Genomic DNA, 12,434 nt, shown 5'->3' with positions numbered 1-12,434 from the left:
TTTTCAAAGAGCAGGGACCAAACTATCTTTCTCAATTATATTTTTCTCCATTGGAATAGTCAGATTAAAGGCTTGAGTTATACTTTGTACGTACTCCTCACGGCTGTACGTTTCCTCAATACTCAACCTTGCCCTCTCTCCAAGTTGTAGTGCAAGTGCCTCATTACTAGATAAATGAATAACTGATTCTGCGAAGAGCTGAGGGTCATCAACAATAAATACGCCATCCTCCTGCGTAAAATCAGTACCTTCCGCTCCGACCGATGTGCTGACTATGGGGATACCACATGCCATAGATTCAAGTAATTTAATCTTTATACCGGCACCAAGCCTCAAAGGGATAATACCAATACGTGCTTTTGCAATAACTTGAAACGGATCCTCTACAAACCCTGTCACTTCAATATTCGGACAGCTTTGAGCCAGTTGATACAATTCTTTGGAAGGACCATTGCCTACAATAACTAAATTTATAGCAGGATTTAGTTCAGTGATGTAAGGGAAAATTTCATTGATGAACCAGACAATTGCATCATGATTCTCATCCCGGTTTAATGCACCGAAAAAAACCAGATCATATCGCTTATTTTCCCTATTTAGTTCAGGTGCAGTATGATAAAAAGGGCGTACAACTTGAGTATTGCGATTTAACTTTAATTCATCTACAAGCTTACGATCCTTATCGTTAAGGGTCAAAATAGTATCGACTTGACTAAACCAGTTTATTTCATTTCTGACACACAGCTTGGTCTGTAATGTATAGAACAACCGCAGCTTTCCTCTTCTGGATTTGCGCTCATACATTTGATTCATCACATCATGGCAGGTAACTGAGATTCTACTGTTCTTTCTTATCTTGTTATCCAACTGCTCCGTATACTGCATCATTTGTTCCCATTCGAAATGAATATATTTATAAGTATTTCTTTCAAGCAGAATCTGCATTTCTTTCGCTGCATCAGATGATGCTTTCGTATTATAATGGATGGCTCTAAGGGGATATAGGAGACAATTTACCAGTTTTCGAATACCGCTTATTTCAATTACTTTGAATTCAGGACACTGAAGTTCTGACAAACTTTCCTTGAGCCCCCAGCTGTGCTCCTGCCGGTTAACAATTGTAATAAGATGGATGTCCACAAAATCGGACATAAACTTCAAAAAATTAAAAAAAACCTTTTGTCCGGCTTCTTTTGAATTTTTGAGTGGAGGGTGGGCACTGACAACCAACATTTTAGGCTTCAAATAATCACCACTTTATCTACTTTAAATAAGCAGAAAATTGTTTTTTTATTGTGTAAGGAAATAACCGGTTTTTTTTACCAAGTTGATAGGCTGACAATTTGCATACATTCTCCATCAAGGCATAAATAATTAGATGTGGCTTTTTTCGTTGAAGCAGATATTTAGTCTGCCTGACAATCATCTTCATACCTTCTTTTTCATTTGAAACATTGGTAAATAGCTCTTCTGTATCTTTAAAGGCCATACCAATATCGAAATAACGCTTGAATTGCTGTTTTAATGAATAGTTATGTGAGTGATACACTCTGGCCTCTGCACAATAATAAACAGATAAATCCTTATAGACTGCTTTTGAGGCAAAAATCATATCTTCATTTAAAATAATCCGTTCAGGAAAGCCGCCAAGAGGAAAGAAATATTCTTTTCTATACATGCTGCAAACATTGGAATTGAAAAAAGTTTTTATTCCTAGCTGGGCAATTTTTGATTTATTTTTAACTATTGAAGTTTCCGGGTAATTGTATCCCCTCGCGAAGCACTCCAGATCCCCGGCATCCTGTTTAGCAATTTGCCGTGCAAAACACACCGCAACTTGCTGGTCATAAAACACCTTTTGCATATTGAACAGTAAAAATTGGTCGTATGGAATGGCATCCTGGGTCATAAAAAGCAGAAACTCGCCGGTGGCCATTGTTGCCATCTTATTACGGGTCCCCCCATGATCAAAACTTGAGTTAGGAATAATTTCAAGTTTGACTTGAGGAAATTCTTGTTTAATGATCTCCACTGTTCCGTCTGTAGAAGATGAGTCAATAATGATTATTTCAATCTCATTTGAGCCTATTTTTTGTTCGTACAATTTAGTCAGTAGAGACCGTATATCTTTAGAAGCATTGTAAGTGGGGATCAGAACTGAAATCAAGGTTTCCCAACCTCCTGTTTAATAACCCTATTAACAGATACACTCTTAATTTAGAGGTAACTATTTTGAAGAAAAAATCAATGTGTTACATAGCCATCACTAACAAGCATCCTTTGAACCAAACAGCACCCTTACAGTCCGCAAAATAATCCAGAGATCAAAAAAGAAGCTTCTTTTTTGGATATACTTCAAATCCAGCTCCACCATTTCCTCAAAGCTAAGGCTACTTCGCCCGCTAACCTGCCACAATCCCGTACATCCAGGAATGACAAGGAGCCGCTGCCTATGGTAGCTGGAATATTCCTCAACTTCTCTCGGCAAAGCCGGGCGCGGACCGACCAGACTCATTTCGCCTTTAAGCACATTGACAAGCTGGGGCAATTCATCGATACTTGTTCTTCGGATAAACCTGCCAATTCGTGTCACACGAGGATCATTCTTCATCTTGAACATGGCACCAGCAATTTCATTCTGATTCTTCAACTTATCCAGCAGTTGCTCTGCATTATGGACCATTGAACGGAACTTATACATTTTGAATTCCCGGCCGTTCATCCCAACTCTTAATTGATGGAACAGTACTCTTCCCCTTCGATCCTCCAGCTTAATCAATATACTAATTACAATTAATATCGGAGATAACAAAATAATTCCAGTTCCAGCTCCTACGATATCCAATGTTCGTTTGGCAAAACGGTAGAAGGTGTACTTTTTCTCTTTGTCTGCCACAACATAATAAGTTCGGGAATCCAGAGCAATCTGTCCCTTATCCCTTCCGGACGGTACGCTCATCCTCCCTCACCCCGGCTTACAAGGAGGCTGTTCAGCTTTTCCTTCCCAATTATTTCTTCAATCGCATTAAGCAGAGGAATGCGCAGCTCTTCATTTTTTAAAGCAAATCCAATACTCGTCAAAATAAAGCCCAGCTTCTCTCCCACATCATAGCGGACACCCTCAAAATTATAAGCATATACGCCCTGAATCAGATTCAGCTTCTGAATGGCATCTGTAAGCTGAATCTCCCCGCCCGCACCAACTTCCTGCTCATCCAGGAAACCAAAGATCTCCGGAGTCAGCACATAGCGCCCCATAATCGCCAGATTGGAAGGCGCCTTGCCTTGCGGCGGCTTTTCTACAAAACGATTGACCTCGTATAACCGGTCAATATGACTTAACGGATCCACAATCCCATAGCGATGGGTTTCATTGACGGGTACTGCCTGCACACCTATGACGGACTTGCCTGTATGTTCATATTGTTCCGCCAGCTGCCGGATGCATGGAACCTCACCTTGAACAATATCGTCCCCTAGCAGAACTGCAAACGGTTCGTTGCCGATGAAATTGCGTGCGCACCATACGGCATGGCCCAGCCCTTTGGCTTCCTTCTGGCGTATGTAATGAATATCTACGTTGGAGGATCTTCGCACCTCATCCAGCAGATCAAACTTTCCTTTGCTGAATAAGTTATTTTCCAGCTCAAATGCATGATCAAAATGATCTTCGATCGCCCGTTTCCCTTTGCCGGTTACAATAATAATGTCCTCAATGCCGGACGCAATGGCTTCCTCCACAATGTATTGAATGGTCGGCTTGTCGACGATCGGCAGCATTTCTTTGGGCATTGCCTTCGTTGCGGGGAGAAAACGAGTTCCTAGACCAGCAGCAGGTATAATTGCTTTTCTGACTTTTTTCATCTTTTCATCACCCTATCCTCTATCTATTTTTTTATAAAAATATAAATAACACCTCTTAGCTTCATCATTACACTTCTAAAAGGTGTTATTTATATTTTCAAACGTAAACGGCTGGCGCCACCCTTGACAGACGCAGCGCCATTCCGTCCAGGGCATCAAACCCCGCCTCACATCACACCCTCGACAATTCATGTCTAAGGCCCGCAGCGGGCCCACAGCGTGACCGAGTGCCTACGATGATAAAGGTATAGTAGGCATTACCTCAAAGCCGCTCATTCGGTGCGTTTATCATTATTTCCCTGCTTTATAATAATCGTGATAAATTTTTCCGCTGCTTCCTGCTACATTGTTCAACACTGTACCAAGCAGTGGCGCATTTACATGCTGCAGACTTGCCCTTGTCTTTTTCACCAGATCCTTCTTGACCTTCCCCGCCTGAACAACCAACACAACACCATCACACAAAGCACTCAGAATGAGACTATCGGTCACCGCCATGATTGGCGGGGTATCGAACAGAATCATGTCATACTGCTCCCGCATTTCCGCAAGCAGCACCTTCAGCTTTTGGGAACCAAGCATCTCGGAAGGATTCGGCGGAATCGGACCCGCAGAAATAATGGACAGATTATCAACTGGAGTGTCGGAAATCACGTCCTGGACATTGAATTGATTGGAGAGGATACTGGATAACCCCACACGGTTCGTCAAGGCGAATACATGATGAATAGAAGGCTTTCTCATATCGGCATCAATCAGCAAAACCCGCTTGCCTTCCTGTGCATATGCGATGGCCAGATTCGTAATTGTTGTTGTCTTGCCTTCGTCCATCTGCGTCGAGACTACCATTACGACCTGAATGGAAGTATCTATCGCGGAATATTGAATATTGGTTCGCAACGTGCGGTACGCTTCAGATATCGGAGATTTCGGATTGGTCAGTGTGACCAGATTCGTATCATTGATTGAGCGTCGCATAGTTTCCTTCACCTGCTTCCTGTTTGTAAGAGGCTGCTACCTTGCGGTTTGCCCGCATATCATCTTTTTGTATTCTTGTAATTGTAGCCAGTACAGGCAGGCCAATATGCTTCTCCAGCTCCTCTTCGGACTTGATTGTGTCATCCAGATAATCAAGCAGGAAGGCTAGCCCGATACCAAGCAGCAAAGCAACAATAGCGCTAATCAGAATATTCATAACCGGATTGGAATTAATCGGTCCTACACGGTCCGCAGGGTTGGCTTCATTTAACAGGGTTACATTGTCTACCTTCATAATGGACGGGATTTGCTCTTTGAAGACTTTCGCGATTGCATTGACAATGTTGGCTGCTCCCTCATAGGAATTGCTCTGGAATGCGATATTCATGACCTGGGAGTTGCTTGCTGCGGCTACGAAGATGCCCCCTGACAACTGGTTAGCCGTCAGTCCCAGCTCCGGGTACTGCTCGACAACTTTAGAGGTAATCGCCGTTGAGCGGATAATCTCCTTATAAGAGTTAATTAGCATGATATTCGTCTGAACCGAACTATAATTGACTGTTGGTGTACCTTCGATCTGGGTTGCCTGATTCACGATGATTTTAGCGCTGGCTTGATACAATGGCGTAGTCATCACATAACTTTTTACAGCTGCTCCGGCACATGCAATAATCATAATAGCGAGTATTAACCATATCTTTTTCTTGATAATGTTCATGTACTGAATGAGCTCCACAACTATACCTCCGTTTATTCTCAATATTATTTAAATTCAACTTTTCACAGTGCAATAATATTCTTTAGCTCATGTTTCATCAACAAAGTAGAGATTGCCGCTTAACTGCCATCTCTGACTTGAAAGTGCTACGGAATCCGACGACTGTCCAAGGAATAATAAGCCGCATTCATCTGCTGGTACATCTTGTGAATTTTATGCTGCTGCGGACTTTGCTGGAGAAGAATGTGATTAAGGGAATAAATTAAGGAGCGCTTCGAGGAAGGCGGCACAATAAATGCAATTCCATACTCGGTCAAATATTCCAAAGGCTTTCTCCAGATAATCTGCCCGTACAATTGATGCACAGTATGGCCAATTTCCAATTGAATCTGCACAACATATTGCAGGGTGACCGGAAAATCCAAAATTGTAACTACCGCCATGCCGCCTGTACTAATGTGGCTCACTACGACCTTGCGGAGCCTGCTTTGTACCGGCTGTCCCCTCACTTGACTGATTCCAATCTGGGCAATCAACCCGTTTGTCAAATGAAGTCGAACAGGATGTCGATTTTTACCGCTTAAAGGTTTTGCGTTTTGCATAATCCACTCCCATTTCACAAAGAAATTCAAGATATGATGGGAATATTTCATCCGAAAAAAGGGCATCATGTCAATAACTTTCGATACAAATCGTATCTTTTATACGTTTTACTTTACGATACAGAACGTAACATGTCAATACTTTTTTCACAAGTTTTCATAAAATTTGCGACGATTTGTTTCAATAAATGCATTTCGTCTTCATACGTATTAATATACAATTATATAGTGTTAGGGGGATAATAATGGACACTGGAGGACGTATTGCTAAACTCAGGGATGAGCGCGGCTGGACACAAGAGCAGACCTCTTCGATGCTTGGTATTTCTCGCGCCGCTCTATCTCATTACGAAAAAAACCGGCGGGAGCCGGATACGGAGACTTTATTGAAGTTTGCCGATCTGTTCCAGGTGTCTGTAGACTATCTGGTCGGTCGTACCAAGCTTCCTCAGCAAATTCTTGATGATAATATACGTGATTTTGTCGATCAATTGGAGCTTTCTGACGATGAAATTCTAGAGAAATTCTCCTTAACCATTGACGGCCTCAAACTGACTCCAGAAGAAGCGCGCAGATTTATTGCTTTTGTCCGGGCGGAAAGAATGATGAAATAATTTTTAAAAATACGAATCAGACAGGATAGCCTGGTATCGTAAGACCCCCTGTTCAAAGGGGGTCTTTGTTTTGCTTGATCCAAGGTGACAAGTCTTCAGGCCAATGCTTTGTTTCCATACCCATTTGCTCCAGAATGGATCGGATGTCCAAGACCACAGAAGTAGGGTAATTCTCTTCCTCATTCTTCTTGTCAACCATGAGCCATCTCCAACTCCCCATCCTTCATAGAGTTCTCTTCTTTCTATTAACAAGATACTGTATTAAAGTTTATTATAGCGAAAAACGTTTGAAAGAGTGTGTCGGAAGGTAGTGTCGAACAGAAGCTTTTAAAATCACTTGATGTCGAGTGTACATGCAGGTTTATGACGAGTGGTGGAGAATATAGTCGAATATCTATTCGATTCCGGAAAAATAAATAGAAGCAACTCGGCAGATGCTGATTTTTGTGAGATGAAAATAGAATACCACGTGTCGCACACTCCCCCAAACCCGTCTATTTTGTCGGACAAGCTGTATATTCCACTGCCCTATGGAGCCATTGAGCATTATATACAGCTTTAAATCCACACACCAAATAGCCCTTCCATTTTGAAGGGCTATTTGGTGTGTGGATGAACAAGCCGCATAAATCAGCAGTGCCAGCTCTCCTCTTAACGGAGCGTAAACCCGGCATACCCTGCTGATTTATGAGGTGTTTCTACTATTATAATAGTTACTTGAACCGAACCCGTTAATTGCCGCCGACGCGTGCCAGATCTCTCATGTTCGCTTCGAAAGCCGCGAGCAATGCTTCCTCGCCCTGCAGGCCGGAATCATGCATTTTTTTGATTTGTGCCATCATACGCTTGTAATCCTTCGGAATGACACGCACAAAATGATTTAATGATGCATTCCAGTCTGCCAGCACTTGTTCACCTATGGCGCTTCCGGTATTGGCGGTATGGCGTTCGATGAATCCTTTAAGCTGGGCAATCTCTTCTTCAACCTCGAGACGCTCCAGCGCAACCATTTCCAGGTTGCATTTCGGATAGAACTCGCCGGACGGATCATAGACATAGGCAACACCACCGGACATCCCCGCTGCAAAGTTCCGCCCTGTCTTGCCGAGTACGACGACGCGGCCGCCGGTCATATATTCACAACCGTGGTCTCCAACCCCTTCAACAACTACAGTTGCTCCAGAGTTTCGCACAGCAAAGCGTTCTCCGGCAATACCGCGGATATACGCCTCGCCGCCGGTAGCGCCGTACAATGCCGTATTTCCGATAATAACATTGTCCTCGGCAGCAAACGTCGCTTTTGGTGATGGTGCCACAATGATTTTACCGCCGGACAAACCTTTGCCGACATAGTCATTGGAGTCTCCCTCAAGCGAAAGCGTAATTCCTTTTGGCAGGAATGCGCCAAAGCTTTGTCCCGCTGAACCTACGAAATGATACGAAATCGTGTCATCCGGCAAGCCCTTCGCTCCATAGCGGCGTGTAACCTCGCTGCCAAGGATCGTTCCGACTACACGGTTCGTATTGCCGATCGGCCATGTGCCGCGCACAGGCTCTGCGTGGTTCAGGGCAGGTGCCGCATTCGGCACAAGCTCCTGCATATCCAGTGACAGCTCCAGACCATGATTCTGCTCTTGAATGCAGTAGCGGGAAGCATCTGCAGCGACCTCTGGCTGGTGAAGCAGCGGTGAGAGGTCTAAACCTTTTGCTTTATAATGATGAATCAGTTCCTTCGTCTCCAGCTTGTCGGCACGTCCAACCATCTCATCAATGGTACGGAAGCCAAGCTCAGCCATGATTTCACGAAGCTCTTGTGCAACGAACAGCATATAGTTCACGACATGGGATGGATCACCCATGAATTTCTTGCGGAGCTCCGGATTTTGTGTTGCTACCCCTACTGGACAAGTATCCAACTGACATACTCTCATCATGACACAACCCAGAACTACGAGCGGAGCCGTCGAGAAACCAAATTCCTCAGCACCCAGCAATGCAGCGATCGCCAGGTCGCGTCCATTCATCATTTTGCCGTCACATTCCACTACGACACGGTCACGCAGATTGTTCAGCATCAGTGTCTGATGAGTTTCGGCAAGACCAAGCTCCCACGGCAGACCTGCATGCCGCATTGACGCCATTGGAGAAGCTCCTGTTCCTCCGTCATAGCCGGAGACCAGAATAACATCGGCACGGCCTTTGGCAACACCGGCCGCAATCGTACCTACTCCAACCTCGGATACGAGCTTGACGTTAATACGGGCACGCGGATTGGCGTTCTTCAGGTCATGAATCAGTTCTGCCAGGTCCTCGATAGAGTAGATATCATGATGCGGCGGCGGCGAAATGAGACCAACACCCGGTGTAGAGCCGCGAACCTCTGCGACCCAAGGATACACCTTGCGGCCCGGAAGCTGTCCGCCCTCGCCCGGCTTCGCTCCTTGCGCCATTTTAATCTGAATCTCATCAGCATTGACCAGGTAGTTGCTCGTTACACCAAAACGTCCCGATGCCACCTGCTTGATCGCACTGCGTCTGGAATCGCCGTTGCTGTCCGGAATATTGCGGGCAGGGTCCTCCCCGCCTTCACCAGTATTGGATTTACCGCCAATTCGGTTCATTGCAATTGCCAGACTTTCATGCGCTTCCTTGCTGATCGAGCCGTAAGACATTGCACCGGTTTTGAACCGCTTGACGATCGACTCGACGCTTTCCACCTCATCCAGCGGCACGGAGCCTCCGTCATGACGGAAGGAGAGCAGCGAGCGCAGCGTCAGGAATTTCTTGTCCTCTCCTTGTACAAGGCTGGAGAACTTTTTGTACATTTTATAATCATTGGCACGGCAAGCCATTTGCAGCGTGTGAATGGTCTGCGGGCTGAACAGGTGATCCTCGCCGTCCTTGCGCCATTGGTACTCGCCGCCGGAATCGAGTTCTTTTTCCGTTCCTTCCTTGCCGTCAAATGCATGATGATGTGCTTTAAGCGCATCTGCTGCAATGACATCAAGACCTACACCGCCGATACGCGATGGTGTCCAGGTGAAATATTCTTCAATCAGCTCTTCTTTCAAGCCGACAGCTTCAAAAATTTGCGCGCCGCGGTACGATTGAATCGTCGAGATTCCCATTTTGGAAAGGATTTTGACAATTCCTTTAGTCGCAGCCTTGATATAGTTTTTGACAGCTTTCTCATGGCTGACGCCTGTGAGCATTCCCTGGCGGATCATATCATCCAGTGTCTCAAACGCCAGATAAGGGTTTACTGCGCTCACACCATAGCCAAGCAGCAAGGCATAATGGTGAACCTCGCGCGGCTCACCGGATTCCAGCAAGAGGCTAACCTGCGTCCGCGTGCCCTGGCGGATGAGATGATGATGCAGGGAAGATACAGCAAGCAGAGCAGGAATCGCCGCATTTTCTTTATCAATGCCACGGTCGGACAAAATAATAATATTATGGCCTTTGGAAATGATCCGGTCTGCGGCCTCGCACATCTCGGCAATCGCTGCACGCAAGCCGTCTTCTCCCTTGTCTGCCGGGAAGAAGATCGGCAGCGTAATGGATTTGAAGCCTGGACGGCGCACATGGCGCAGCTTTGCAAAGTCCTCATTGGACAGCACTGGGGTAGCCAGACGAATATGACGGCAGCTCTCCGGTTCCGGCTGGAGCAAATTGCGCTCCGGTCCGATTGTTGTTCCGGTCGACGTGATAATCTCCTCACGGATCGCATCGATTGGCGGATTTGTCACCTGTGCGAACAATTGTTTAAAATAATTATATAGGCGCTGCGGCTTCTCTGACAGAACAGCCAACGGCGCATCGTATCCCATCGAACCAATCGGCTCTACTCCGCTTCCAGCCATCGGCTCCAGCACCTTGCGCAAATCTTCAAAGGTATAACCGAAGGCCTGTTGGCGCGTCTGTACTGTCGCATGGTCCGGCTCAGGCAGCTCTGGCGCATCCGGCAGATCATCCAGCCCAATCAAATGCTCATCCAGCCATTCGCGATACGGATTGCCCGAAGTAATCCCGGACTTCACTTCCTCATCGGAGATAATACGTCCTTCTTTCGTATCAACAAGCAGAATACGACCTGGACGCAGTCGGTCTTTGTACAGGATATTTTCCGGCTCCACGTATACAGTACCTGCTTCAGAGCCAAGAATGATAACATCATCCTTGGTAACATAATAACGGGCAGGACGCAGACCATTGCGGTCCAGCAAGGCGCCGATTTGCGTACCATCGGTGAACGCCATGGCAGCCGGTCCGTCCCAAGGTTCCATCAATGTACTGTGATATTCGTAGAACGCTTTTTTGTTCTCGTCCATGCTTTCATGATTGGACCATGGCTCCGGCACCATCATCATCGCCGCATGCGTAAGCGGGCGTCCGGACAAATAAAGGAATTCAAGTGTATTATCGAACATCGCCGTATCCGATCCGTCAGGATTGATAATCGGCTTGATTTTCTCCATATCTTCACCGAACAGCTCGGTTGCAAACAGGGTCTGGCGGGCATGCATCCAGTTGACATTGCCGCGCAGCGTGTTAATCTCTCCATTGTGAATCAGATAGCGGTACGGATGCGCACGCTCCCAGCTTGGGAAGGTGTTCGTACTGAAACGGGAGTGAACGAGTGCGATCGCCGTTTCTACCGACTCATCATTCAGCTCTACATAGAACGAGCGGACCTGCTCGGTTGTAAGCATTCCTTTATATACGATCTTCTTGCTGGAGAAGCTGGGAAAGTAGAACATATCCCCACCTTCAAGTCCGGCATAACGGATTGCAAGCTCCGCACGTTTGCGGATGACATACAGCTTGCGTTCAAAAGGCAGTTCGCCTACAATATCCGCCGACTTGGCGATAAATACTTGTCTCACATATGGCTTCGCGGCCTTGGCCGATTCACCCAGCTTTCCGTCATAGGTAGGAACCGTCCGCCATCCGATCAGGGTCTGGCCCTCCTCGCGGATCATTCCTTCCAGAATGCGCTCATGCTCGGCACGAAGCTGCTCATCCTGCGGCAGGAACACCATGCCGACCGCATAGCTGCCTTCCTCCGGAAGCTCCATTCCCAGCTTCTTCAGCTCTCTCGCAAAAAAAGTGTGCGGGATTTGCAGCAAGATCCCTGCTCCGTCGCCTGTATTCGGCTCGCTGCCCTGTCCACCGCGATGCTCCATATTTTCAAGCACCGTCAGCGCCTGTTGAACAATACTGTGTGATTTGTGTCCTTTTATGTTGGCCACAAAGCCCATGCCGCAAGCGTCTTTTTCAAACTGCGGATCATAGAGGCCCTGTTTTGGCGGCAAACCGATACGTTTTTCTGTCATCTTGTTGCAACCTTTCTATATAGAAGATTTTGTTGCATGTGAGGTCTTGCAGCCGGTTGGAACGGCATCACTGACAAATGCCCGTTGTGCCTATTCGTTCCATATATTTTCCGCTTCAATTCCGGTCGCTTCTGTCATAAAATGGTGCAAGGGGATCCTAGCGTCACCAGCAACAACAAATGACGCTCTCCCGTGCAGTTTCTCCTCTGCCGCTTGCTATCAACAGCAAAATCCGTCAATAGTTGGTAATCGCATCTTATCAATTGTGTTATTTATTTTAACATCCCCCTAAAATGATAGCAATTTAATATTTTTATGAACA

9 protein-coding genes are annotated in these 12,434 nt (G+C 46.1%); 1 reads left to right on the top strand and 8 read right to left on the bottom strand.

Annotated elements, in window-relative coordinates:
• Positions 1–3: 3 nt before the first annotated feature.
• From H583_RS35700 to H583_RS0126400, 7 genes are all read right to left on the bottom strand, one after another.
• On the bottom strand, positions 4–1,245 hold the full coding sequence (locus H583_RS35700) for a glycosyltransferase (protein ID WP_028563106.1): 1,242 nt from the start codon (positions 1,243–1,245) through the stop codon (positions 4–6).
• A 16-nt stretch (positions 1,246–1,261) separates the two neighbouring features.
• On the bottom strand, positions 1,262–2,167 hold the full coding sequence (locus H583_RS0126425) for a glycosyltransferase family 2 protein (RefSeq protein WP_028563105.1): 906 nt from the start codon (positions 2,165–2,167) through the stop codon (positions 1,262–1,264).
• Positions 2,168–2,266: 99 nt separating this feature from the next.
• A complete protein-coding gene (locus tag H583_RS0126420; protein ID WP_028563104.1) occupies positions 2,267–2,959 on the bottom strand; it encodes a sugar transferase in 693 nt (230 codons plus the stop codon).
• Positions 2,956–3,864, bottom strand: a complete 909-nt coding sequence (gene galU / locus H583_RS0126415) for a UTP--glucose-1-phosphate uridylyltransferase GalU (protein ID WP_028563103.1) — start codon at positions 3,862–3,864, stop codon at positions 2,956–2,958. The genes H583_RS0126420 and galU overlap by 4 nt, the downstream gene beginning before the upstream one ends.
• A 291-nt stretch (positions 3,865–4,155) precedes the next feature.
• A complete protein-coding gene (locus H583_RS34415) occupies positions 4,156–4,842 on the bottom strand; it encodes a CpsD/CapB family tyrosine-protein kinase (RefSeq protein ID WP_036711157.1) in 687 nt (228 codons plus the stop codon).
• On the bottom strand, positions 4,823–5,578 hold the full coding sequence (locus tag H583_RS0126405) for a YveK family protein (protein WP_028563102.1): 756 nt from the start codon (positions 5,576–5,578) through the stop codon (positions 4,823–4,825). The genes H583_RS34415 and H583_RS0126405 overlap by 20 nt, the downstream gene beginning before the upstream one ends.
• 128 nt (positions 5,579–5,706) lie before the next feature.
• On the bottom strand, positions 5,707–6,162 hold the full coding sequence (locus H583_RS0126400; RefSeq protein WP_161631222.1) for a PilZ domain-containing protein: 456 nt from the start codon (positions 6,160–6,162) through the stop codon (positions 5,707–5,709).
• Between the two features lie 245 nt (positions 6,163–6,407).
• Here H583_RS0126400 and H583_RS0126395 point away from each other — a divergent pair, with 245 nt between their 5' ends.
• Positions 6,408–6,776: a helix-turn-helix domain-containing protein gene (locus H583_RS0126395; RefSeq protein ID WP_028563100.1), complete on the top strand. Its 369-nt coding sequence runs from the start codon at positions 6,408–6,410 to the stop codon at positions 6,774–6,776.
• Positions 6,777–7,507: 731 nt separating this feature from the next.
• On the opposite strand, the gene gltB is transcribed toward H583_RS0126395, so the two are convergent.
• A complete protein-coding gene (gene gltB, locus H583_RS0126385; protein ID WP_028563099.1) occupies positions 7,508–12,112 on the bottom strand; it encodes a glutamate synthase large subunit in 4,605 nt (1,534 codons plus the stop codon).
• Between the last annotated feature and the right edge of the window lie 322 nt (positions 12,113–12,434).

Origin of the sequence: Paenibacillus pinihumi DSM 23905 = JCM 16419 (genome assembly GCF_000422505.1) — a bacterium.
Taxonomy (GTDB): Bacteria; Bacillota; Bacilli; order Paenibacillales; family Paenibacillaceae; genus Paenibacillus_D; species Paenibacillus_D pinihumi.
This window is presented reverse-complemented; position numbering and strand designations above follow the sequence as displayed.

Bases quoted from the DNA above. Each gene is read 5' to 3' on its own strand.
- galU (WP_028563103.1), bottom strand. From the start codon at position 3,864: ATGAAAAAAGTCAGAAAAGCAATTATACCTGCTGCTGGTCTAGGAACT.
- gltB (WP_028563099.1), bottom strand. From the start codon at position 12,112: ATGACAGAAAAACGTATCGGTTTGCCGCCAAAACAGGGCCTCTATGAT.
- H583_RS0126420 (WP_028563104.1), bottom strand. From the start codon at position 2,959: ATGAGCGTACCGTCCGGAAGGGATAAGGGACAGATTGCTCTGGATTCC.
- H583_RS34415 (WP_036711157.1), bottom strand. From the start codon at position 4,842: ATGCGACGCTCAATCAATGATACGAATCTGGTCACACTGACCAATCCG.
- H583_RS0126400 (WP_161631222.1), bottom strand. From the start codon at position 6,162: ATGCAAAACGCAAAACCTTTAAGCGGTAAAAATCGACATCCTGTTCGA.
- H583_RS0126395 (WP_028563100.1), top strand. From the start codon at position 6,408: ATGGACACTGGAGGACGTATTGCTAAACTCAGGGATGAGCGCGGCTGG.